This window comes from Pseudomonas sp. AC193 (genome assembly GCF_979258075.1).
In genome coordinates, this window is record NZ_OZ409832.1 from 962500 (window position 1) to 984573 (window position 22074).

At 59.6% G+C, this 22074-nt stretch carries 21 protein-coding genes and 1 pseudogene; 16 read left to right on the forward strand and 6 right to left on the reverse strand.

What is annotated here, in order from left to right; translation table 11 throughout:
• The first annotated feature begins 154 nt into the window (after positions 1-154).
• Positions 155-1621 carry a purine-cytosine permease family protein gene (locus ACZZ0D_RS04600; RefSeq protein ID WP_053122564.1) on the forward strand — a complete coding sequence of 489 codons (1467 nt, stop codon included), beginning with the start codon at positions 155-157 and terminating at the stop codon, positions 1619-1621.
• On the forward strand, positions 1614-2546 hold the full coding sequence (locus ACZZ0D_RS04605; protein ID WP_463552551.1) for a PfkB family carbohydrate kinase: 933 nt from the start codon (positions 1614-1616) through the stop codon (positions 2544-2546). Before ACZZ0D_RS04600 ends, ACZZ0D_RS04605 begins: the two co-directional genes overlap by 8 nt.
• Before the next feature lie 159 nt (positions 2547-2705).
• Here the strand turns inward: ACZZ0D_RS04605 and ACZZ0D_RS04610 are convergent, their stop codons facing one another.
• The 4 genes from ACZZ0D_RS04610 to ACZZ0D_RS04625 all read right to left on the reverse strand — a co-directional run bounded on the left by ACZZ0D_RS04610 (position 2706) and on the right by ACZZ0D_RS04625 (position 5389).
• Positions 2706-2960 carry a hypothetical protein gene (locus tag ACZZ0D_RS04610; RefSeq protein ID WP_053122559.1) on the reverse strand — a complete coding sequence of 85 codons (255 nt, stop codon included), beginning with the start codon at positions 2958-2960 and terminating at the stop codon, positions 2706-2708.
• A gap of 44 nt (positions 2961-3004) precedes the next feature.
• A complete protein-coding gene (locus tag ACZZ0D_RS04615) occupies positions 3005-3346 on the reverse strand; it encodes a hypothetical protein (protein ID WP_053122557.1) in 342 nt (113 codons plus the stop codon).
• Between the two features lie 82 nt (positions 3347-3428).
• The gene (locus ACZZ0D_RS04620) at positions 3429-4625 is read right to left on the reverse strand and encodes an MFS transporter (RefSeq protein ID WP_463552552.1); all 1197 of its coding nucleotides are present in this window, start codon (positions 4623-4625) and stop codon (positions 3429-3431) included.
• A 110-nt stretch (positions 4626-4735) separates the two neighbouring features.
• On the reverse strand, positions 4736-5389 hold the full coding sequence (locus ACZZ0D_RS04625; protein WP_463552553.1) for an HD domain-containing protein: 654 nt from the start codon (positions 5387-5389) through the stop codon (positions 4736-4738).
• 219 nt (positions 5390-5608) lie between these two features.
• Between ACZZ0D_RS04625 and ACZZ0D_RS04630 the strand changes: the two genes are divergently transcribed.
• The 7 genes and pseudogenes from ACZZ0D_RS04630 (at position 5609) to ACZZ0D_RS04660 (ending at position 12003) form a co-directional block, all read left to right on the forward strand.
• The gene (locus ACZZ0D_RS04630) at positions 5609-6091 is read left to right on the forward strand and encodes a GNAT family N-acetyltransferase (protein ID WP_159811512.1); all 483 of its coding nucleotides are present in this window, start codon (positions 5609-5611) and stop codon (positions 6089-6091) included.
• The gene (locus ACZZ0D_RS04635; protein ID WP_463552554.1) at positions 6088-6636 is read left to right on the forward strand and encodes a hypothetical protein; all 549 of its coding nucleotides are present in this window, start codon (positions 6088-6090) and stop codon (positions 6634-6636) included. Before ACZZ0D_RS04630 ends, ACZZ0D_RS04635 begins: the two co-directional genes overlap by 4 nt.
• A gap of 182 nt (positions 6637-6818) precedes the next feature.
• Positions 6819-7808 (forward strand): 2-dehydro-3-deoxygalactonokinase, encoded by a 990-nt coding sequence (locus ACZZ0D_RS04640; protein WP_463552555.1) that lies wholly within the window; start codon positions 6819-6821, stop codon positions 7806-7808.
• 19 nt (positions 7809-7827) lie between these two features.
• On the forward strand, positions 7828-8448 hold the full coding sequence (locus ACZZ0D_RS04645) for a 2-dehydro-3-deoxy-6-phosphogalactonate aldolase (protein WP_463552556.1): 621 nt from the start codon (positions 7828-7830) through the stop codon (positions 8446-8448).
• Positions 8449-8508: 60 nt separating this feature from the next.
• Positions 8509-9657: a galactonate dehydratase gene (gene dgoD / locus ACZZ0D_RS04650; protein WP_030131992.1), complete on the forward strand. Its 1149-nt coding sequence runs from the start codon at positions 8509-8511 to the stop codon at positions 9655-9657.
• Positions 9658-9827: 170 nt separating this feature from the next.
• Positions 9828-11139 (forward strand): annotated as a pseudogene (locus ACZZ0D_RS04655) (MFS transporter).
• A gap of 60 nt (positions 11140-11199) precedes the next feature.
• Positions 11200-12003 carry an IclR family transcriptional regulator gene (locus ACZZ0D_RS04660; protein ID WP_053122534.1) on the forward strand — a complete coding sequence of 268 codons (804 nt, stop codon included), beginning with the start codon at positions 11200-11202 and terminating at the stop codon, positions 12001-12003.
• A 6-nt stretch (positions 12004-12009) separates the two neighbouring features.
• On the opposite strand, the gene ACZZ0D_RS04665 is transcribed toward ACZZ0D_RS04660, so the two are convergent.
• Entirely contained in the window at positions 12010-13062 is a 1053-nt protein-coding gene (locus tag ACZZ0D_RS04665) for an NAD(P)-dependent alcohol dehydrogenase (RefSeq protein WP_053122532.1), read from the reverse strand.
• A 192-nt stretch (positions 13063-13254) separates the two neighbouring features.
• Between ACZZ0D_RS04665 and ACZZ0D_RS04670 the strand changes: the two genes are divergently transcribed.
• On the forward strand, positions 13255-14145 hold the full coding sequence (locus tag ACZZ0D_RS04670; protein WP_053122530.1) for an AraC family transcriptional regulator: 891 nt from the start codon (positions 13255-13257) through the stop codon (positions 14143-14145).
• Between the two features lie 186 nt (positions 14146-14331).
• Here the strand turns inward: ACZZ0D_RS04670 and ACZZ0D_RS04675 are convergent, their stop codons facing one another.
• The gene (locus ACZZ0D_RS04675) at positions 14332-15996 is read right to left on the reverse strand and encodes an electron transfer flavoprotein-ubiquinone oxidoreductase (protein WP_212543769.1); all 1665 of its coding nucleotides are present in this window, start codon (positions 15994-15996) and stop codon (positions 14332-14334) included.
• A 548-nt stretch (positions 15997-16544) separates the two neighbouring features.
• Here ACZZ0D_RS04675 and ACZZ0D_RS04680 point away from each other — a divergent pair.
• The 6 genes from ACZZ0D_RS04680 (at position 16545) to ACZZ0D_RS04705 (ending at position 22035) form a co-directional block, all read left to right on the forward strand.
• Positions 16545-17294, forward strand: a complete 750-nt coding sequence (locus ACZZ0D_RS04680; RefSeq protein WP_007908338.1) for an electron transfer flavoprotein subunit beta/FixA family protein — start codon at positions 16545-16547, stop codon at positions 17292-17294.
• Positions 17295-17296: 2 nt separating this feature from the next.
• Positions 17297-18226, forward strand: coding sequence for an electron transfer flavoprotein subunit alpha/FixB family protein (locus ACZZ0D_RS04685; protein ID WP_007908340.1), 930 nt, complete (start codon positions 17297-17299; stop codon positions 18224-18226).
• Positions 18227-18306: 80 nt separating this feature from the next.
• Positions 18307-19128 carry a substrate-binding periplasmic protein gene (locus ACZZ0D_RS04690; RefSeq protein WP_463552557.1) on the forward strand — a complete coding sequence of 274 codons (822 nt, stop codon included), beginning with the start codon at positions 18307-18309 and terminating at the stop codon, positions 19126-19128.
• A 9-nt stretch (positions 19129-19137) separates the two neighbouring features.
• Positions 19138-19494: a DUF4398 domain-containing protein gene (locus ACZZ0D_RS04695; RefSeq protein ID WP_463552558.1), complete on the forward strand. Its 357-nt coding sequence runs from the start codon at positions 19138-19140 to the stop codon at positions 19492-19494.
• Positions 19491-20303, forward strand: coding sequence for an OmpA family protein (locus ACZZ0D_RS04700; RefSeq protein ID WP_053122522.1), 813 nt, complete (start codon positions 19491-19493; stop codon positions 20301-20303). The genes ACZZ0D_RS04695 and ACZZ0D_RS04700 overlap by 4 nt, the downstream gene beginning before the upstream one ends.
• A 292-nt stretch (positions 20304-20595) precedes the next feature.
• The gene (locus ACZZ0D_RS04705) at positions 20596-22035 is read left to right on the forward strand and encodes an aminotransferase-like domain-containing protein (RefSeq protein WP_053122520.1); all 1440 of its coding nucleotides are present in this window, start codon (positions 20596-20598) and stop codon (positions 22033-22035) included.
• Positions 22036-22074: the final 39 nt, after the last annotated feature.

The window sequence follows — 22074 nt, forward strand, 5'->3', positions numbered from 1 at the left end:
AGCTGCCGAAGGCTGCGATCTGTTGATCTTCAGCAGCTTTCGGCACACCACAAAATCAAGATCAAAAGATCGCAGCCTGCGGCAGCTCCTACAAGGGGAGGTGCAGGTATTGAATTGCCCATAAACACAAGAATGGCAAACAGGAGCATTTTTCATGAGTTCATCAAACGCCGGGCAAAGCGCCGGACAACTGGAAACCCGCGGCATCGAGCCGGTGCCGGAAGCCGAGTGCAACGGTCATCCGCTGCAACTGTTCTGGGTCTGGTTCGCCGCCAACATTTCCATCCTCGGTCTGCCGCTGGGCGCCACGCTGGTCGCGTTTCGCGGGTTGGCGATCTGGCAAGCCATCATCGTCGCAATCATCGGTGCTGCCGGCTCGTTTGCCGTGGTCGGGATCATCTCGATTGCCGGTCGCCGTGGCCGTGCGCCGAGCCTGACCCTGTCACGCGCAATCTTCGGCGTGCGCGGCAATATCGGCCCGACGCTGGTCTCGCTGATGTCGCGTCTGGGCTGGGAAACGGTCAACACCACCACCGCGGCATTCGTGCTGCTGTCGCTGTGCTCAATCCTCTTCGGCTCGCCGGTTGAAGCGAAAAGCGCTCCGGTACTGACGCTGATTTTCATCGCCATTTTCGTCCTGCTGACCTTGTCGGTTTCCGGCCTCGGTCACGCGACGTTGCTGGTGATCCAGAAGTGGGCGACCTACGTGTTCGGCGCGCTGAACATTCTCGTCGGCGGCTTCCTCTGCGCCACCATCGACTGGAGCGCGGTGTTCAACGCCACGCCGGCACCGATGAGCGCAATGATCATCGGCATCGGCACCATGGCCGCCGGCACTGGCATCGGTTGGGCCAACGCTGGCGCCGACATGTCGCGCTATCAACATCGCAGCGTCAAAGCCGTACGCTTGGTCGCGTCGGCAGCATTCGGCGCAGGCATTCCGCTGGTGTTGTTGATCACCCTCGGCGGCTTGCTCTCGGTGGGCAACAACGACCTGGCTTCGGCGACTGACCCGATCGTGGCGATCCGCGACATGCTGCCAACGTGGATGGCCGTGCCTTACCTGATCACCGCATTCGGTGGCCTGCTGCTGTCGAACAACCTGTCGGTGTACTCCGCCGGTTTGACCACGCTGACCCTCGGTCTGAAGGTAAAACGCGTCTACGCGGTAGTGGTCGATATCGTTGCGATTTTCGCCGGTTCGATTTACTTCATGCTGATCGCTGACAGCTTCTACGGCCCGTTCATCACCTTCATCTCCTTGCTGGCAGTGCCGATCACCGCGTGGGTCGGGATCTTCATCGTTGACCTGATTCACCGTCACTACTACAGCCCGACAGACTTGCTCGACGTCAGCCCGCGCAGCGCCTACTGGTACAACGGCGGCATCGAGTGGCGTGCGTTCGGCGCGTGGGCGATTGCCATCGTGCTTGGCTTCAGTTTTACCACTATTGGCACCACCGCTGAAAATGTCTGGTTCAAAGGCTTCCTGTCCGACTCGTGGCTGGGCCACAACGGCCTCGGCTGGATCGTGACCTTCGTGGTCGCCGGTGGCATTTACTTCGTCCTCGGCGGGGCGAAAGATCGCCGCGCCGCGCCAACCGAGAATGCTCATGCCTAAGATGTTGCACACCGGCCAGGTCATCATCGACCTGGTCATGGCCGTGGATAAACTGCCGCAGATTGGCGGCGACGTGCTCGCGCAGTCAGCCGGTTTCGAGGCCGGTGGCGGATTCAACGTAATGGCGGCGGCGGTGCGTAATGGCTTGCCGGTGGTGTACCTCGGTCGCCATGGCACCGGGCGTTTCGGCGATCTGGCGCGTGACGCGATGACTGTCGAAGGCATTCACATCGGCATCAAAGAACGTGCGCAGCGCGACACCGGTTTGTGTGTGGCGCTGACTGATGCCTCGGCTGAGCGCAGTTTCATTTCCTACATCGGCGCTGAGGGTGAAGTGACCGAGGACGATCTGAACAGCGTTGCAGCCGAGGCGGGCGATTACGTTTATCTCAGCGGTTACAGCTTGCTTCACGAAGGCAAGGCGCAGGCGTTGCTCGACTGGACGCTGGCGTTGCCGGGCTCGGTCAACGTGGTCTTCGATCCGGGCCCGCTGGTGGAATCGCCGGATTCGCCGATGATGCAGGCGCTGCTGCCACGCATTGATGTGTGGACGAGCAACAGCGTTGAAGCGCTACGGTTTACCGGCGCTGAAGACATTGCGCTGGCGCTGGATCGGCTGGCTGAGCATCTGCCCAAAGAGGTGTTGATGGTGGTGCGCGACGGGCCGCAGGGTTGCTGGATTCATCAGGCTGATGAGCGTCGGCATGTGCCGGGGTTTACTGTGAAAGCGGTGGACAGCAATGGCGCTGGCGATGCGCATGCCGGGGTGTTTGTTGCCGGGTTGGCGCAGGGTTTGAGCGCGCATGACGCGGCACGACGGGCGAATGCGGCGGCGGCCATTGCGGTGACACGCTGGGGGCCGGCGACCTCGCCGGGGACGGCTGAGGTGGATGCGTTTATCCGCGAGTCTGGCGGTGCTCGATAGATAGCTTTCGCGAGCAAGCCCGCTCCCACATTGGATCTGTGTCGCACCTAAATCCCCTGTAGGAGCTGCCGAAGGCTGCGATCTGTTGATCTTGAAAGAGGCAAAAGATCGCAGCCTGCGGCAGCTCCTACATAATTTACGATCACACGATCACATTGCTCAGCTGTCGAGCTTACGCGCCGCTTCAACCCCGGCCGCGCTGAGCTTGATCGGCAGGTTCAGCGAATGTTCGCCGGCTTCGTTGCAGGTCACATGGCCGTGATGAATCAGTCCGCGATCCTGCAAAGCGGCGAGGGCGCCGGCCACGACTTTCTCGCCCCGGTAATTGTCCAGCACCTCCTTGCCCAGACCACTCGGGTGGGCGTGCAGCAGGCGGGTGAGGACTTCTTTTTCCAGGTTTTTATCGACGTTCATGGTTACCTCTTCATTGGATTGAATAGGACGCTCGCGTCGGCGAACTACTGACCGGAGCCTTCGGAACCGGAACCACCCGTGGTGGATTTAGAGCCGACGCCGGGGCCCGCGTTGTCGGGCATGCCGGGGGCGTCGGGGGTGTTCATGCCGCCCTGACGACCCGGGTCACTGCCCTGCGTGCGCGGATCAGTGCCGGTGGCCGGCGGCTGATTGATCAACGGCACGCCCGAACCATCGGTGTTCATGCCGGGAGCACTGTTAATGGCGGGGGCGCGAGGCGGGGTCGGGTCGGTAGGGCCGGTGCCTGCCGCAGTGGCGGATGCGGCGAACACCGCAGGGCAGAGCAGGGCGCTGAATACGAAAGCGGTCAACCTTGACGAGATCATAGGGCTTCTCCAGTGATTGGAATCCTTACCTGTCGTTGGTCTGCCCTGTGATCCGATTGGTGCCTGATGAACGACGAACGGTCTAAATCGCCTCCACCGTTTTTACGTTGAGTCGGCGCCAGAGCAGACGGCCCAAGGTGATAAGCCAGTTGATCAAAGCCACCGCCAATACCGTGAGCAACAACGTCGCCATGCCGTGTTCAACGATGATTTTCCCGGCCAGCAATGGAAAGCCAAACACGCCGATAAAATACGAAAGGCTGAACAGCAACAACGCCTGCGAAGTGGTCCCCGTCGGTGCTTCGTTCGCCGCGAGTCCGTTGATCACCGAATAGGTCAGGCCATATCCAACGCCAAGCATCAGCGCCGCCAGCAGATAGGTAAATCCGCTGTGCACACCAAACGCGAACAGCACGATCGAGCCGAGCATCAGCCCGGACAACAGACACGAAGCGCGCAGCGGATCACGCTTGACCACGTAGCCTGCGATCAACATCCGGCTGCTGATGGCCGCACTCATGAAGCCGAGAAAGAACAGCGAATAATCCAGCGAGCGTGCCGCCGCATAACTGGTCTGAAAACTCGACAGCCCGCCGAACACACAGCCGCCGAGCCCGACCATGATGATCGGAAACACGGCGCGCGAGCTGAGCACTTGGCGGGCCGCTTGCCAGCTGATTCTGGCGGCAGAGGTGGCTTGCGTGCTTTTCAGTCGAGCGCCGACACGCCAGAACATCAGCACGCCGATCAGGCTCGCCAGTGCCGCCAGATAAAACGCCGACGTCACCGGCAACCCCAGCGCACTGGCTGCGCGCCCGAGTAACGGGCCGCTGCCGATGCCGGTCATCATGCTGCCGGACAGCAACGCGAAGTATTTCGCCCGCTGCGCCGGAGTTACCAGACTGGCAACAATAATCGGCCCCAACGTGTAGAAAACACCCCAGCCCAACCCCAGCAGCAAACCGAAAAACAACAGCAAATGCCCGAACCCCGGCGTCATCGCAAAACCCAGGCTCGCCGCCACCAGCAACAACCCGAACAGCGCAATCGACCGCGCCGCACCGAGCATGTCCGACAGATGCCCGGACACCAGCACCGCGACAAACGTACTGACCATCGCCGCCGAAATTACGCTGCCGGCATCGTGTTCATTTCCGCCGCGTGAACCGATCAACAGCGACAGCAAAAACGTCGAGCCATACGACAGCGACAACAGATAACTGGCGAGGCAGAACAGGCCGAACAACTTGCCTGACACTTGGGGTGTTGCTTGCGACATGACGCGGTTCCTTGACCGGGAAAATTGAGCGTCATCTGTTTAACACGTCGGGCCTGTGGGTTAGGTGCGCGGTTGGCGAAGTCAGGTTCAGCACAGGCCGGAGTAACCATTCAGACGATGCCGATTTCTTCCATGAATTGCTCCATGAAACCCTTCAGACGTTGATGACGTATCTGCGCCAGACGCTGGCCAGCGACGGTCTGGAAACCGTCGGCGAGGTGCAGCAGTTTGGTCTGGAAGTGGTCGAGGCAAAAACGCTTGTCGTCGTAATCGCGATGTTCCGCCTGCGGATCTTGCGGGTCGTACAGCGCCGACCCCATGCGCCCGGCGATATAAAACGTGCGGGCGACGCCGAGCATGCCCAGCGAATCGAGGCGGTCAGCGTCCTGGACGATCTTCGCTTCGAGGGTGAGCGGGGTGATGTTGGCGGAGAAGCTGTGCGCTTCGATGGCGTGGGCGACGCTGGCGATTTTATCGCTGGGCCAGTTCTGTTCGGCGAGCACTGACGACGCTTTTTCTGCGGCCAGACGCGAGGCTTGTGAGCGCAACGGCGAGTTCTTTTCGACGGCCACGCAATCGTGCAGCAGCACGGCCGCGAGCAAGACCTCGAGATCGCCACCTTCTTCCTCATGCAACGTGCGCACGTTGTGCCAGACCCGCTGCAAATGCGCGAGGTCGTGCGCGCCGTCGTCGGATATTTCCAGAGCGTGGGGCAGCAACTCGGCGGCGAGTGAAATCAGTGGTGCAAAAGCAGCATCGTTCATAAGCATCCTTACTGGCTGTCGTAGATTTTCAGTTGATGATACTTCTGTGGTGAGGGGATTTATCCCCGTTGGGGCGCGAAGCGGCCCTAAAAATGGGACTGCTGCGCAGTCCAACGGGGATAAATCCCCTCGCCACAGGGTTCCTCATCAGGTTTGGAGTGTGACGAGCGCCGTCCACGGCCTTAGTATGGCGTTTTCCTTTTCCGACAAGGCCCGTCCATGACGATCGAAATCCGCCCGGCGACCCCCAGCGATGCCCCGCAAATCCTCGCCTTCATCACTGAACTCGCCGATTTCGAAAAGGCCCGCCACGAAGTCATCGCCAGCGTCGCCGACATCGAACGCAGCCTGTTCGGCGAAGGCGCCACCGCCCACGGTCTGATCTGCCTGCGCGACGGCTTGCCGATCGGTTTCGCCGTGTTCTTCTTCAGCTACTCGACCTGGCTCGGCAGCAACTGCCTGTACCTCGAAGACCTCTACATCACCCCCGAACAACGCGGCGGCGGCGCCGGCAAAACCCTGCTGCGCCACCTGGCAAAAATCGCCTGCGACAACGACTGCGGCCGCTTCGAATGGAGCGTCCTCGACTGGAACACGCCAGCGATCGACTTCTACAAATCCTTGGGCGCACAACCGCAGGAAGAGTGGGTGAGGTATCGCATGGACGGCAAGGTATTGCGTGAGTTTGCTGAAGGGCAATGAATACGCGGTTTTTTGATTGTCGGCGGTTCATTGCTCGCATTTCACAGGAGCGCAAAGTGCCTAGATTACTGTTGCTGCTGGTCTTTTTGGCGTGCACGTCCTGTGCGATAAATCACGGCAAACCGATCGCGAAAATCACCTACTCAGGTGTGGAGCGTTATCAGGACACCCGGATTTATCAGGTCAGCTTCAAATCCGATGTCGACGTGCTCGACCTGTTCAAGTCGAGGATCAGTCAGACACTGCTGTGTTCTTTGAATGGGGATACGGATTTTTCGGTGGCTCATCGCATCGATCAATATGCCGAGGGGATGATTGAGCGCAAGTCATCGGCCAATGAGTTCAAAGCTGATCTGCTCTTCAGCCAAGTCAAAGACGCCAGCAGTGACAGCGTGATGAGCAGCGATCAGATGAAAGCGGTGTTGCAGCAGAAAAAAGCGATTGTCTGCAAGGTTCGAGTCAACGCGTATTCGTACAAGACCTATTTTTCCGAATCGATGGAAATACCTTCGGCGGACGTGTTGAGAGAAGTCGGCAACTATTGATTCCGGCGACGCAAGCGGTTGAACAAAATGGCGCGATACCTGACTGGATCGCGCCTTTTTTTTGCCTGCACTTCTTTTAATCTATTCCCATAATATGGGATGCAAAATTACATATTGAGATTTTGTTCTCGGAGGGGCTATAGTCCATCGCACTCACTGCCAAAAACAAAACAGGTGAAGCGATGCTGGCGCAATTGATCGCGCTCGATTGGGGGACGACCTCATTACGTGCTTACAAACTCGCGGCTGACGGTGTGGTGCTGGAGCAGCGCTCGCTGTCGTCCGGGATCATGCAGTTGCCCAAGACCCCGCGAATCATCAACGGTCGCGAATGTGCCGATGGTTTTGAATTGGCTTTCGATGAAGCCTGCGGCGACTGGCTCGATGCGCAGCCGGATCTGCCGGTGATTGCTTGCGGCATGGTCGGCAGTGCGCAGGGCTGGCGTGAAGCGGCCTACTGCGAGACGCCGGCGAACGTCGCCAATCTCGGAAACTCCCTACAAACAGTTATCAGCATTCGCGGCACCGTGGTGCATATCGTGCCGGGCGTGATTCAGCGTTCGCGTTTGCCGAACGTGATGCGCGGCGAAGAAACCCAAGTGCTGGGTGTTCTGCAGAATCTGCCGGTCGAGGCGGGCGCTGATCTGTTGATCGGTCTGCCGGGCAGTCATTCGAAGTGGGTGGACGTGGTCGAAGGCTGCATCACCCGTTTCGATACGTTCATGACCGGCGAAGTGTTCGCCGTGCTCAGCGAACACAGCATCCTTGGCCGCACCCAGCAACACAGCGTGACGTTCGATGCTCAGGCGTTTGACCGTGGCGTGCAGATTGCGCAGTCGGCGGACGGCGAACTCGGCGTGCTGTCGACCTTGTTCAGTGCCCGCACGCTGGGCCTGACCGGTGAACTGAGCCCGACGGCGCAGGCGGATTATCTGTCCGGGCTGATGATCGGCCATGAGCTGGCGGCACTGGCCAGCGCTCAACGCCGACGCCGCAACAACCCGAATCTTCCTTCGATCATCCTCATCGGCAACGCGCAACTGTGTGCGCGCTACCGCCGTGCCCTCGACGCCTGTGGTTTCGCCAAGGTGACGCTGGCCGAGCAGGCCACCGAGCGTGGTTTGTGGCAACTGGCGCTGGCCGCTGCACTGATCGATTCCTCATCCCGTTAACCCTGACTGGAGGCCTGACATGCTCAAGCAAGCATTGGCGCAAAACGGTCTGATCGCGATTCTGCGTGGCCTGCACCCGCAGGAAGCTGCCGCTGTCGGAGAAGTCCTGTATGCCGCCGGATTTCGCGTCATCGAAGTACCGCTAAATTCCCCATCGCCGTACGAAAGTATCCGCATCCTGCGCAAGACCTTGCCCGCCGATTGCCTGATCGGTGCCGGCACAGTGTTGACGCCGGAGCAGGTCGAGTTGGTGAAAGAGGCCGGCGGCCAAGTGATCGTCATGCCGCACAGCGATGCCAAGGTGTTGCGCGCGGCGAAAGCGGCGGGGCTGTTTCTGTCGCCGGGTGTTGCCACGCCGACCGAAGCGTTCGCGGCGCTGGCGGAGGGCGCGGACATTCTCAAGCTGTTCCCGGCCGAGCAGATGGGTCCGGCAGTCGTCAAAGCCTGGCTTGCGGTGTTGCCGTCCGGGACGGTGCTGGCGCCGGTTGGCGGCATCACCCCGGACAACATGCAGGCGTTTATCGATGCCGGCGTGAAAGGGTTCGGCCTCGGTTCCGGCCTGTTCAAACCGGGCATGAGCCCGGAGCAAGTGGCGGTGAATGCCAAGGCCTACGTGGCCGCGTGGAAGGCCCTTCGCTAAGAATTCTGGCGCTGCGTGCGCTATCCAGATAAGAGCTGCATTTACAAAAAGAGAGCAGAGATGAAAATCACCAAACTCACCACCTTCATCGTTCCGCCGCGCTGGTGCTTCCTCAAGATCGAAACCGACGAGGGCGTGACCGGTTGGGGCGAGCCTGTGGTTGAAGGGCGCGCGCACACCGTTGCCGCCGCTGTCGAAGAATTGTCCGATTACCTGATCGGCAAAGACCCGCGCAACATCGAAGACATCTGGACGGTGCTGTATCGCGGCGGTTTCTACCGTGGCGGAGCGATCCATATGAGCGCACTGGCCGGCATCGATCAGGCGCTGTGGGACATCAAAGGCAAGGCCCTCGGCGTGTCGGTGAGTGATCTGCTCGGCGGCCAGGTGCGCGACAAGATTCGTGTGTATTCGTGGATCGGCGGCGACCGTCCGGCCGACACCGCGCGTGCGGCGAAAGAGGCGGTGAGCCGTGGTTTCACTGCGGTGAAAATGAACGGCACCGAAGAGCTGCAATTCCTCGACTCCTTCGAGAAAGTCGACTTGGCGCTGGCCAACGTTGCCGCCGTGCGTGACGCGGTCGGGCCGAACGTCGGTATCGGCGTCGACTTCCATGGCCGCGTGCACAAGCCGATGGCCAAGGTGCTGATGAAGGAACTCGATCCATACAAACTGATGTTTATCGAAGAGCCGGTGCTCAGCGAAAACTACGAAGCGCTGAAAGAACTGGCGCCGTTGACCAGCACACCGATTGCCCTCGGCGAGCGCTTGTTTTCGCGTTGGGACTTTAAACGCGTGTTGAGCGAAGGTTACGTCGACATCATCCAGCCGGATGCTTCCCACGCCGGCGGTATCACCGAAACCCGCAAGATCGCCAACATGGCCGAAGCCTACGACGTCGCGCTGGCGCTGCATTGCCCGCTGGGGCCGATTGCGCTGGCGGCGTGCTTGCAACTGGACGCGGTTTGTTACAACGCGTTTATCCAGGAGCAGAGCCTGGGCATCCATTACAACGAGAGCAATGATTTGCTCGACTACGTGAAAGATCCGCGGGTGTTCGATTACGACAAAGGCTTCGTGAAGATTCCGAACGGCCCGGGGTTGGGCATCGAGATCAACGAGGAATACGTGATCGAGCGCGCGGCGGTTGGGCATCGCTGGCGCAACCCGATCTGGCGCCATGCCGATGGCAGCTTTGCCGAGTGGTGAGTCGTCCCTGACACCACAAAAAAACCTGTGGGAGGGGGCTTGCTCCCGAAGGCGGTGTATCAGTCAGAGAGATGTCGAATGACACACCGCCTTCGGGAGCAAGCCCCCTCCCACAGGGTGCAGTACAGGCCTCAGGCCGACCTCAATAAACATAAAAAGAGGCTCTCCCCATGCAACCGCAAACCCTCACCGGGCAGGCGTCTTTAGTCGCGCCCAGCCGCAAGCGGTTTTTCATCATGGTGTTGCTGTTTATCACCGTGGTCATCAACTACCTCGACCGCAGCAACCTGTCGATTGCCGCGCCGGCGCTGACCAGTGATCTGGGCATCGACCCGATCCACGTCGGCCTGATCTTCTCCGCGTTCGGCTGGGCACTACGCCGCCATGCAGATCCCCGGCGGCTGGCTGGTCGATCGCGTGCCGCCGCGCATCCTTTATAGCGTCGCTTTGCTGTTGTGGTCGATTGCCACGGTGATGCTCGGTTTCGCCGCCAGTTTCATCGCGCTGTTCGTGCTGCGCATGGCCGTCGGCGCGCTGGAAGCACCGGCCTATCCCATCAACAGCCGCGTTGTAACAACCTGGTTCCCCGAGCGTGAACGCGCCACGGCCATCGGTTTCTATACCTCCGGGCAATTTGTCGGCCTGGCATTCCTGACCCCGGTACTCGCTTGGCTGCAACACGAATTCGGCTGGCACATGGTCTTCGTCGCGACCGGCGCCGTCGGCATTATTTGGGCGGCGATCTGGTACGCGGTGTATCGCGAGCCACGGGATTTCAAAGGCGCCAACGAAGCCGAAATCGACCTGATCCGCGAGGGCGGTGGCCTGGTCGATATTCAGAAAGAAACGGCCAAGGTCAAAGCCAAATTCAGTTGGACCGATCTCGGTATCGTTCTGACCAAACGCAAATTGTGGGGCATCTACCTCGGCCAGTTCTGCCTGAACTCGACGCTGTGGTTTTTCCTGACGTGGTTCCCGACATACCTGGTGAAATATCGCGGTATGGACTTCATCAAGTCCGGCCTGCTCGCGTCGCTGCCGTTTCTTGCCGCGTTCGTTGGCGTGTTGTGCTCGGGGTTCTTTTCCGACTTCCTGATTCGTCGCGGTTACACCGTCGGCTTTGCGCGTAAGTTGCCGATCATTGGCGGGCTGCTGATTTCTACCTCGATCATCGGTGCCAACTTCGTTGAGTCGACGCCGCTGGTGATTGCCTTTCTGGCGCTGGCGTTCTTCGGTAATGGCCTGGCCTCGATCACTTGGTCGCTGGTCTCGACACTTGCGCCGGCTCGTTTGCTCGGCCTGACCGGCGGGGTGTTCAACTTCATCGGCAACCTCTCGGCGATCACCACGCCGATCGTGATCGGCTTCCTCGCCAGCGGCGATTCGTTCGCGCCGGCGATCACTTATATCGCGGTGCTCGCATTGATCGGTGCTTTGTCCTACGTGCTGCTGGTCGGCAAGGTCGAGCGTATCGAGTTGTAGTGGTCTGCGTCGGGCGACCATAATGCCGCCCGCTCCCTCGCTCAACGGTAAAGGCTGGATATGCAGGAAGACGCTCCGGAAAAAACCAAGGACGCCGCGCCCACCGGCACCCAGACGCTGTTGCGCGGCCTCGGTGTGGTGCAAGCGGTGGCCAGTGGCGCCCGCGATCTCAAGGAAATTGCCCGACTGATCGGCACCACGCGCAGCACCACCCATCGTCTGGCCAGTTGCCTGGTCGATGAACGCTACCTGCGCGTGGTGCCGCAAGTCGGTTATCTGCTCGGGCCGAAGCTGATCGAACTGGGTTTCCAGGCGCGCGAAGAGTTGCCGCTGGTGAGCCTGGCCGGGCCGTATCTGGACGAGTTGTCGGCGTTGACCGGCGACACCGTGCACTTGGGCATTCGTGAAGGCGATGAAGTGTTGTATCTGCTGAAGAACCCGGGGCGCAATGGCCCGGAAATGCGTTCGCGGGTCGGCCATCGTATGCCGCTGGCGCGCACCGGGATTGGCAAGGCATTGATGCTCGATGACTCGCCGAAAGACTGGCAGCGGCTGTACGACATCAGTCTGCCGGCGGGTGGGAAAAGTCAGTTCTGGCCGCAGCATCCCCAGCAGTCGTGGGAACAGCTTGAGCAGCGCATGACCGAGTACGTCGCCGGTGGCTACGCGTTCGATCTGGAAGACAACGAACCGTCGATCCGCTGCGTGGCGGCGCCGATTCGCGATGCGAGCAAGGGCATCGTGGCGGCGATCAGTATCGCCAGCACCGTGCCGTACATGCCGCTGGAAAAAATGGCCGAGCTGATTCCCCTGATCAAAGGGGTCACAGCCCGGCTCTCGGCGGAGCTTGGCTTGAAGGTTTAAGCGGGTTTAAACCTTGAGCGTCGCCATGTCGATGACGAAACGGTACTTCACGTCGCCGGCGATCATGCGCGCGTAAGCCTCGTTGATCTGGCGAATGTCGAGCATTTCGATGTCGCAGGTGATGTTGTGCTCGGCGCAGAAATCCAGCACTTCCTGGGTTTCGGCGACGCCACCGATCAACGAGCCGGCCAGGATGCGGCGACCCAATACCAGTTTGGCGGCATGCACGGGCGGATCGATCGGTTCGATCAGGCCAACCAGAATGTGCACGCCGTCGAAGCGCAGGGTGTCGAGGTACGGGTTGAGATCGTGCTGCACCGGAATGGTATCGAGCAGGAAGTCGAAGTAACCGGCAGCGGCTTTCATCTGCTCGGCATCGGTAGACACGATCACGTGATCGGCACCCTGACGACGACCTTCTTCAGCCTTGCTCGCCGAGCGGGTGAACAGGGTGACTTCGGCGCCCATGGCTTTAGCGAACTTGATACCCATGTGGCCCAAACCGCCCATGCCGAGAATCCCGACCTTGTCGCCAGCCTTGACGCCGTAGTGCTTGAGCGGTGAGTAGGTGGTGATGCCGGCGCACAGAATCGGCGCGGCGCTGGCCAGTGCCAGTCTTTCCGGAATGCGCACGACGAAGTGTTCGCTGACGACGATGCTGTCCGAATAACCGCCCATGGTATTGCTGCCATCAACTCGATCCGGTGTAGCGTAGGTCATGGTCGGGCCTTCGAGGCAGTATTGCTCAAGGTTCGACTGGCAGGCTTCGCAGGTGCGGCACGAGTCGACCATGCAGCCAACCCCGACCAGATCGCCTACTTTGTGTTGGGTGACATTCGCACCGATCGCGGTGACTTTTCCGACGATCTCGTGGCCGGGCATCAACGGGTAAACAGCGATGCCCCATTCATTGCGAGCCTGGTGGATGTCGGAGTGGCAGACGCCGCAGTAGAGGATCTCGATCGCGACGTCGTCGGCGCGCGGGCTGCGACGTTCGAATTTCATCGGGGCGAGGGGGGTGGTGGCCGATTGGGCGGCATAGCCGATGGCGGTGTACATGTAAAACCTCGCAAAAGCAGGAACAAGTGAGGCGGCGCATTCTGGGCGTCGACTGACAGTCCGGCCATGACGATTCCTCCGGGTCTCATGCCTAATCCTCCGGCATGCGGGTTTCATTGGCCGCAGCGGCAAAAGGATCTGCCATCATGCTTTCATCGCCTTTTTCCGCCTTATTTTCAGTGAAGAGTTTTGATGCAATTAACCCGTCATCTTGATGCCAATGCCCGGCTGGTTTCGTTGATCGAACCGTTGGCGCTGCGCGATGGTTATTCCCCGACCGGGTTGCCCGGTGTGCAAGTGTTGCGCGCCAGTTGCGACGTCGCCCGTGGCCCGCACATTTATGAACCGAGCCTGATGATCATCGCGCAGGGCAGCAAACTGGCGTTTCTCGGGCCGCGGACGATGGAATATGGCGCCGGACATTATCTGATTCAGGCGCTGCCAGTGCCGTTTGAGTGTGAGACGTTTGCCTTGCCCAATGCGCCGTTGCTTGGCGTGAGCGTGGCGATTGATCGGGTGTTGCTCGGTGAACTGGTGTTGGCCATGGGGCTGGCGCCGGGGCGGCATATTCCGGCGCAGACGCCGGAGTCGATGACCTCGGTGGTGCTCGACGATGACATGCGTGGCTGCGTCGAGCGGCTGTTGAGTTGCCTGCACGATCCGCTGGAGTGCCAGATTCTCGGGCCGGCGCGGGTACGTGAATTATTGTTCGTTGCGTTGCGCGGGCCGCAGGCGGATGTGTTGCGCGCGTTGGTCGAACAGCAGGGGCAGTTTGCGCGGGTGGCGGCGTCGATCAGTCATCTGCATGCGCATTACACCGAGCCGTTGAATGTCGAGACATTGGCCGGTTGCGCGAACATGAGCGTGTCGACGTTTCATGAGCATTTCAAACGCAGCACGTTGCTGTCGCCGGTGCAGTATCTGAAGCGTTTGCGCTTGTTGAAGGCGCAGACGTTGCTGGTGGCGGAGGGCTTGGGCGTGGCGCAAGTGGCGCATCGGGTCGGGTATCAGAGTACGTCGCAGTTCAGTCGCGAATATAAGCGCTACTTCGAGCGCAGCCCGGGCGACGAACGCGCTGCCTGAGTCGACGAAGATCCCCCTGTGGGAGCGGGCTTGCTCGCGAATGCGGAGTGTCATTCAGCTAATTCATTGACTGATACACCGCATTCGCGAGCAAGCCCGCTCCCACAGTTGTTTTGTGGTGATACAAGGAATTTTTGGCAACAAAAAGGCCCCCGATTCGGGAGCCTTGATGTTCAGCGGTTCGACTTACATATTCGGATAAGTAGGGCCGCCAGCGCCTTCCGGCGTGACCCAAGTGATGTTCTGCGAAGGATCCTTGATGTCACAGGTCTTGCAGTGCACGCAGTTCTGGGCGTTGATCTGGAAGCGCTTCTCGCCGTCTTCCTTGGTGATCACTTCATATACGCCGGCCGGGCAATAGCGCTGCGCCGGTTCGTCGTACAGCGGCAGGTTTTTGCTGATCGGGATGCTCGGGTCTTTCAACTTCAAGTGGCAAGGCTGTTCTTCTTCATGGTTGGTACCGGAGATGAACACCGAGCTGAGTTTGTCGAAGCTGAGTTTGCCGTCCGGCTTCGGATAGTCGATCTTCTTGCAGTCGGCGGCGAGCTTGAGGCAAGCGTAATCCGGCTTGGTGTCGTGCAGGGTGAACGGCAGTTTGCCGCCGAAGATGTTCTGATCCAGCCAGTTGAAACCGCCGCCAACGATGGCGCCGAACTTGTGAATCGCTGGGCCGAAGTTACGGCTGGCGAACAGTTCGTCGTAGAGCCAGCTCTTCTTGAACGCGTCCACATAAGTGGTCAATTCTTCAGTGCCGTCCTTCTCAGCGAACAACGCGTCAGCTACCGATTCAGCGGCGAGCATGCCCGACTTCATCGCGGTGTGGCTGCCTTTGATCTTGGCGAAGTTCAGGGTGCCGAGGTCGCAACCGATCAGCGCGCCGCCCTTGAAGACCATTTTCGGCAGCGAGTTCAGGCCACCTTTGCAGATCGCGCGGGCGCCGTAGCTGATGCGCTTGCCGCCTTCCAGGTACTGCGCCAGCACTGGGTGATGCTTGAGGCGCTGGAACTCGTCGAACGGTGACAGGTACGTGTTGCTGTAGGAAAGATCGACGATCAGACCGACCACCACCTGATTGTTTTCCAGGTGATAGAGGAACGAGCCACCGGTGTTCTCGGTGCCCATGATGTCCAGCGGCCAACCGGCGGTGTGCACCACCAGACCTGGTTGATGCTTGGCCGGGTCGATTTCCCAGATTTCTTTCAGGCCGATGCCGTAATGCTGAGCGTCGGCATCGCTGTCGAGGTTGTAGCGCTGGATCAGTTGCTTGCCGATGTGACCACGGCAGCCTTCGGCGAACAGCGTGTATTTGCCACGCAGTTCCATGCCCGGGGTGTACAGGCCTTCCTTCGGATTGCCTTCGCGGTCGACGCCGAGATCACCGGTAATGATCCCGCGCACCACGCCTTGCTCGTCGATCAGCGCTTCCTGAGCGGCGAAGCCCGGGTAGATTTCTACGCCGAGGTTCTCGGCCTGCTGGGCCAGCCAGCGGCACAGGTTGCCGAGGGAGATGATGTAGTTGCCTTCGTTGTGCATGGTCTTGGGCACAAAGAGGTCTGGAATTTTTTGCGCGCTTTCGGCGTTTTTCAGCACGAAAATATCGTCGCGGGTGACGGGCGTGTTCAGCGGGGCGCCGAGTTCTTTCCAGTCCGGGAACAGTTCGTTCAGAGCGCGTGGTTCGAACACGGCGCCGGACAGGATGTGTGCGCCGACTTCGGAGCCTTTTTCGACCACGCAGACGCTGATTTCCTTACCGGCTTCGGCGGCCTTCTGCTTCAAACGGCAGGCGGCGGACAAGCCAGCGGGGCCGGCACCGACGATGACCACGTCGAATTCCATGTATTCGCGTTCCACAGGCTATCTCCTACTCAAGGCTCACAGTTTTTTTTCTAATTTGGAGGTTCGATCTCGCATCCGAATTGCCTTTACGTTAACGTCAAAGGGAATATCGGGAAACCCACCTTTCTCTCTAGGCGGCGCATTATATCTACACCACTCTCAGCGTCCAATACAAACGTTTGTTTGAATTGGCTCCAGCCCAGAGAAATCAAAGAAGCGCGGCTTATGAATGGTCATTTTGCTGTATTGACCGGAATAGGCGTTCCGGTCAAGATACGGGCGGTTTTGCGCTCGTCGTAGGCAGACTGGCGGTTTCAAGAGCACCTCTAAAGACAGGGCGTAGGCAGAAAGGGTGATGCGCAGCGCAGGTCTGGCGCGCAGTTTACACACCGCGAAGTTGAATGACTGAATGGTCACCACTGACGAACGGTCACGCACTTCGCAACGTGAAATCATCCCGAGTACAAGCCGGCGTTTTTAGAGGTGCCCTTGTAGCCCGATGAGCATCAACCGCCAGGTTCGCCTAGGCGACTTTCTTTTCACCGGAGAGTAACGAGGAATCCATGAAGGTTCTTGTAGCTGTCAAACGCGTTGTGGATTACAACGTCAAGGTTCGCGTCAAGGCGGACAATTCCGGCGTAGACCTCGCCAACGTCAAGATGTCGATGAACCCGTTCTGCGAAATCGCAGTGGAAGAAGCCGTACGCCTGAAAGAGAAAGGTGTTGCGACTGAAATCGTCGTCGTCTCCATCGGCCCGACCACCGCTCAGGAGCAGCTGCGTACCGCACTGGCTCTGGGTGCCGACCGTGCCATCCTCGTCGAATCCGCTGAAGATCTGACCTCGCTCGCCGTGGCCAAGCTGCTCAAGGCTGTGGTCGACAAGGAACAGCCTCAACTGGTGATCCTGGGCAAACAGGCCATCGACAGCGACAACAACCAGACCGGCCAGATGCTCGCGGCATTGAGCGGCTACGGTCAGGGCACGTTCGCGTCGAAAGTCGAAGTCTCTGGCGACAGCGTTGCCGTGACTCGCGAAATCGACGGCGGCGCGCAGACGGTTTCCCTGAAACTGCCGGCGATCGTCACCACCGACCTGCGTTTGAACGAGCCGCGTTATGCGTCCCTGCCAAACATCATGAAAGCCAAGAAGAAGCCTCTCGAAGTGCTGACTCCGGACGCTTTGGGCGTTTCCACCGCCTCCACCAACAAGACCCTGAAAGTCGAAGCGCCGGCTGCACGCAGCGCAGGCATCAAGGTCAAGTCGGTGGCTGAACTGGTCGAGAAACTGAAAAACGAAGCGAAGGTAATCTAATCATGACTATCTTGGTAATCGCTGAACACGACAACAAAGTGCTGGCCCCGGCCACACTGAACACCGTGGCTGCTGCTGCCAAAATCGGCGGCGACATTCACGTTCTGGTTGCAGGCCAAGGCGCTGGCGCCGTGGCTGAAGCCGCAGCGAAAATCGCTGGCGTGAGCAAAGTTCTGAACGCTGACAACGCGGCTTACGCGCATCAGCTGCCGGAAAACGTTGCTCCGCTGGTCGCTGAGCTTGGCGCTGGCTACAGCCACATCCTGGCTGCAGCCACTTCCAACGGCAAAAACATCCTGCCGCGCGTTGCTGCGCAGCTGGACGTTGACCAGATCTCCGAGATCATCTCGGTCGAAAGCGCTGACACCTTCAAGCGCCCGATCTATGCCGGTAACGCCATCGCTACCGTGCAATCGACCGCTGCGATCAAAGTGATCACCGTGCGTGCCACCGGTTTCGACCCGGTTGCTGCTGAAGGTGGTTCGGCGGCTGTTGAAGCAGTCGGCGCTGCACACGACGCGGGCACTTCGAGCTTCGTTGGCGAAGAACTGGCCAAGTCCGATCGTCCAGAACTGACCGCTGCCAAGATCGTCGTTTCCGGCGGCCGCGGCATGCAGAACGGCGACAACTTCAAACACCTGTACGCTCTGGCCGACAAGCTGGGCGCTGCGGTGGGTGCTTCGCGCGCCGCCGTCGACGCAGGTTTCGTACCGAACGATATGCAGGTCGGTCAGACCGGCAAAATCGTTGCGCCACAGCTGTACATCGCCGTCGGTATCTCCGGCGCTATCCAGCATTTGGCCGGCATGAAAGACTCCAAAGTGATCGTTGCGATCAACAAGGACGAAGAAGCGCCGATCTTCCAGGTGGCCGATTACGGTCTCGTGGCGGATCTGTTCGAAGCAGTACCTGAGCTGGAGAAGCTGGTTTAAACCGGCGGCTTCACTTATAAAGAGCCCGACCTGTTGGTCGGGCTTTTTTTTGTCTTGGATTTGAGTGGGAGCGTTTCGCCATGGATCTGCGCTGCGGATGGTTGTTGGGTTTGGCCCTGTTGCCCGGTTTGGCGATGGCCGCTGGCAAGTGCGAGCGCCTTGTCGTCACCGGCAGCCCGGACGCGCCGCCGTACCTGTGGCAGGATCCGCAAAATCCCAAGCAACTGATCGGCGCCAGTGCCGACCTGCTTCAACAAGTCGCCAAGGATCTCGGCATCAAAGTCGAGTTGCTCTACGCCGGTAAACGCTCGCAAAGCCTCGACGAAGTGCGCAGCGGGCGCATGGACATGCTCGCCGACGCGCCGTTGATCTTCAACGAGCTGGAAAACCTCGACTACATCTACCCGCCGCTGCTTGAAAACGACTACTTGGTGTGGACGCGCAAAGGCTCGACACTGGTCTACAGCGAAGCCAAAGACCTGCAGGGTCACGCGGGCGCGCTGTCGGAAAAGTCTCGAATGACGCAGGGATTCGGCACTTTCGCCGAGCAGAATCTGACCCTGACCAAGACAGCCAACCTCACCCAAGCCCTGCAGAAATTGCTCCTCGGTGAAGTGGAATATGTACTCGCCGGCCGCTACTCGGGCATGGCCGCCGCGCAGGCATTGGGCATGGCCAATGATCTGCTGGCGTTCGAGCAACCCATCGACCGCCCGGGCCTGTTCCTCGCGGTTTCCCACAACTCGGCCTGCAACGATCCGTGGTTGCGCGGACAGCTAGCCAAAAAGATGACAGAATTGCCCGCGTCCGGACTGACGGAAGCCGTGCTGCAACGCAATATCGAGCGCTGGAAGGCGCAGCAGCAACAGCCGCAACAGCCTGTCAGTGCCCCAAAACAGTAGGGATTCTTAGTGAGTATTCGACCTCTTTTCGCGGCGATGGCCGTTCTGGCTCTGGCCGGTTGCGCCAGTGATCCGGCACCCAACGAACAAATGCGCCTCACCGAGCAGGCCATCACCCAGGCCAAGGCTGTCGGTGCCACCGCTGATGATGTGCCGGAAATGAAACTGGCCGAAACCAAGTACGATCGAGCCAAGGGCAACATGGCCGACGAGTCCTACCGCAATGCGCGGATGCGTGCCGAACAGGCCGAACTGGATGCGCGTCTGGCCGAAGCCAAGGTGCTGACGCAAAAAAGTGAAGAACAGGTGAATGTGCTCAACACCCGCATCGTCCGTCTGGGCAAGCAACTGGGAGATGCCCAATGAGCCTCAAGTCGAAAGTCCTTGGCGGTCTGATTCTCGCCGGTTGCGCCAGTCTTTACGGCTGCGCCGGTCAACACAGCGAAACGGCATTGCAAGAGGCGGGCGCTGACTTTCAGAAAGTCAAAGAAGACTCGAACGTGCTGCGCATCGCGCCGAAAGACGTGATCCGCGCCGGGGAATCCCTGGCCCGCGCCGATCGCCTGTCGACCTATTGGGGCAGCGGTTCGGACGTGGTGCATTACGCCTACCTGAGCCAGCGCTACAGCGAAATCGCCCGCGAGCACACCAATCAAGTGCTCAACGAAGAACGCATCGCCAAGCTCGAACTCGAACGTCAGCGCCTGCAACTGGCCCTGCGCGAATCGAAACTGCTCAGCGTGCAGCAACAAGGCAAATGGCTCGAAGAGCAGATCGTCGCATTGGCCACTACGCAGACCGACCGTGGTCTGGTGATGACCCTCGGCGACGTGCTGTTCGACACTGGCGAAGCGGAGCTGAAAAACTCGGCCAACCGTGTCGTGCTGAAAATCGTCCAGTTCCTGCAACTGAACCCGAAACGCGTAGTGCGCATCGAGGGTTACACCGACAGCACCGGCGGCAAGCAGGAAAACCTCAAACTGTCCCGCGACCGCGCGCAAGCGGTGGCCGACGTGCTGATGGATCTTGGTATCGAGGACAAACGCATTCAGGTCGAAGGCTACGGCGACGAATACCCGGTGGACGTCAACGCTTCCGAGCGTGGGCGCGCACAGAACCGTCGCGTGGAAATTGTCTTCTCCGACGAAAAAGGCCAGCTCGGCGCCGCCCGCTAAGCAACGCAAAGCCCTGTAGGAGCTGCCGAAGGCTGCGATCTTTTGACTTTTCTTTTTGAAGATCAAAAGATCGCAGCCTTCGGCAGCTCCTACACAGCTCCTACAAAAGCCCGGCCTGTCATGCAGCGCCGGGTTTTTTTACGTCTGTCGATTGGCTCGCAAATCGGTACAGTCGGGGGCAGACACTGCACTGTATGGTCGAGTATTGTGGCAACTGTCCCAGTACACTTCTAAACTGTTCCGGTATTGTTTCACACAAGAATAAAATGCCCGTGAAATCGAGTGCTGCGTCATGACCAATCTCTTGCTCTACCAACGTATTGCTCAACAACTGGCCGAAGACATCCGCCGTGGTGTCTATCAACCGGGGGAGCGCGTGCCTTCGGTGCGCAAGATGAGTTCGCAGCTCAACGTCAGCCATGCCACGGTGTTGCAGGCGTACGCCAATCTAGAAGATCAGGGGCTGATTCGCGCCCGCCCGCAGTCCGGTTATTACGTCCACCAGACCCCCGCACTGACCGCGCCAACGCCGGACATTGCCCGGGTTGAGCGTCCCGGTCTGGTGACGCGCAGCAGCATCATTCAACAGGTTTTGGTCGAGTCGCGCCGCGAAGGTGTGTTCCCGCTGGGTGCCGCCGTGCCGAGCGTCGATTATTTGCCGGTGCGCGCGCTGCATCAGCAACTGGCGAAAGTCACCCGATTCCACAGCCCGCGCGCGTTCAGTTACATGTTCAGCCCCGGTTTCGAACCGTTGCGCCGGCAAGTGGCAATTCGCATGCGCGACGCCGGTGTCGTCGTCGATCCGTCAGAGGTGGTGATCACCCACGGTTGTGTCGATGCCTTGCAGATGTCGCTGCGCGTGCTGACCCGCCCGGGTGATCTGATCGCCGCTGAGTCGCCGACTTATTACGGCTTGCTGCAACTGGCTGATCTGCTTGGCTTGAAAGTCATCGAAATCCCGAGTGATCCCGCCACCGGCATGAGCCTCGAAGCTCTGCAACTGGCGGCCAACCAATGGTCGATCAAAGCGCTGGTGCTGACCACGCGCCTGAGCAATCCGTTGGGCGGCACCATGCCCGAAGAGCGCCAGAAACAGTTGCTGCGACTGGCCTCGGATTTCGATATCCAGATCGTCGAAGACGACATCTATGGCGAGTTGATGTTCGAGCAGGGCAAAACCAAAGCGCTCAAGGCTTACGATCGACTGGATCGGGTCATTTACTGCTCGAGTTTTTCCAAGACCTTGTCGCCCGGTGTGCGCATCGGCTGGATGATTCCCGGTAAGTATCAGCAGGAAATCCAGCGTCTGCAGACCTTCAGCACCCATTCAGCCTGCAGCGTCACGCAGATGGCGATTGCTGCGTATCTGGAAAACGGCGGCTATGACCGGCATTTGCGCTACATCCGTCAGGAGTACCGCAAGAATCTCAGCGCTTTCCAGTTGGCGGTGCAGCAGTATTTCCCCGAAGGCACGCAAATGACCCGTCCTACTGGCGGTTTCATTCTCTGGGTGAGCTTGCCGGGGAGGGTGAATACGCAGGATTTGCACGTGCGCGCCTTGCAGCAGGGCATCAGCATCGCGCCGGGGCTGATCTTCAGTAATACCGAGCAGTTCAACCACTGTATCCGCCTGAATTGCGGCATTCCGTGGAACCGCGAGGCGGAGCGGGCATTGATGACTCTGGGCTTGCTGGCAACGCAACTGTGTCAGGAAACGGCGGGCGGTTTCTGAACGAACGGCGCGTCATGCTTGTCATGTGACGTGCAACAG

What these genes read in the sequence shown, in the direction of transcription:
- ACZZ0D_RS04690 (WP_463552557.1), top strand. Translation starts at nt 18,307, where the DNA reads ATGGATCTGCGCTGCGGATGGTTGTTGGGTTTGGCCCTGTTGCCCGGT.
- ACZZ0D_RS04635 (WP_463552554.1), top strand. Translation starts at nt 6,088, where the DNA reads ATGAATACGCGGTTTTTTGATTGTCGGCGGTTCATTGCTCGCATTTCA.
- ACZZ0D_RS04605 (WP_463552551.1), top strand. Translation starts at nt 1,614, where the DNA reads ATGCCTAAGATGTTGCACACCGGCCAGGTCATCATCGACCTGGTCATG.
- ACZZ0D_RS04670 (WP_053122530.1), top strand. Translation starts at nt 13,255, where the DNA reads ATGCAATTAACCCGTCATCTTGATGCCAATGCCCGGCTGGTTTCGTTG.
- ACZZ0D_RS04680 (WP_007908338.1), top strand. Translation starts at nt 16,545, where the DNA reads ATGAAGGTTCTTGTAGCTGTCAAACGCGTTGTGGATTACAACGTCAAG.
- ACZZ0D_RS04645 (WP_463552556.1), top strand. Translation starts at nt 7,828, where the DNA reads ATGCTCAAGCAAGCATTGGCGCAAAACGGTCTGATCGCGATTCTGCGT.
- ACZZ0D_RS04705 (WP_053122520.1), top strand. Translation starts at nt 20,596, where the DNA reads ATGACCAATCTCTTGCTCTACCAACGTATTGCTCAACAACTGGCCGAA.
- ACZZ0D_RS04700 (WP_053122522.1), top strand. Translation starts at nt 19,491, where the DNA reads ATGAGCCTCAAGTCGAAAGTCCTTGGCGGTCTGATTCTCGCCGGTTGC.
- ACZZ0D_RS04660 (WP_053122534.1), top strand. Translation starts at nt 11,200, where the DNA reads ATGCAGGAAGACGCTCCGGAAAAAACCAAGGACGCCGCGCCCACCGGC.
- ACZZ0D_RS04640 (WP_463552555.1), top strand. Translation starts at nt 6,819, where the DNA reads ATGCTGGCGCAATTGATCGCGCTCGATTGGGGGACGACCTCATTACGT.
- ACZZ0D_RS04610 (WP_053122559.1), bottom strand. Translation starts at nt 2,960, where the DNA reads ATGAACGTCGATAAAAACCTGGAAAAAGAAGTCCTCACCCGCCTGCTG.
- ACZZ0D_RS04685 (WP_007908340.1), top strand. Translation starts at nt 17,297, where the DNA reads ATGACTATCTTGGTAATCGCTGAACACGACAACAAAGTGCTGGCCCCG.
- ACZZ0D_RS04625 (WP_463552553.1), bottom strand. Translation starts at nt 5,389, where the DNA reads ATGAACGATGCTGCTTTTGCACCACTGATTTCACTCGCCGCCGAGTTG.
- ACZZ0D_RS04630 (WP_159811512.1), top strand. Translation starts at nt 5,609, where the DNA reads ATGACGATCGAAATCCGCCCGGCGACCCCCAGCGATGCCCCGCAAATC.
- dgoD (WP_030131992.1), top strand. Translation starts at nt 8,509, where the DNA reads ATGAAAATCACCAAACTCACCACCTTCATCGTTCCGCCGCGCTGGTGC.
- ACZZ0D_RS04615 (WP_053122557.1), bottom strand. Translation starts at nt 3,346, where the DNA reads ATGATCTCGTCAAGGTTGACCGCTTTCGTATTCAGCGCCCTGCTCTGC.
- ACZZ0D_RS04600 (WP_053122564.1), top strand. Translation starts at nt 155, where the DNA reads ATGAGTTCATCAAACGCCGGGCAAAGCGCCGGACAACTGGAAACCCGC.
- ACZZ0D_RS04665 (WP_053122532.1), bottom strand. Translation starts at nt 13,062, where the DNA reads ATGTACACCGCCATCGGCTATGCCGCCCAATCGGCCACCACCCCCCTC.
- ACZZ0D_RS04620 (WP_463552552.1), bottom strand. Translation starts at nt 4,625, where the DNA reads ATGTCGCAAGCAACACCCCAAGTGTCAGGCAAGTTGTTCGGCCTGTTC.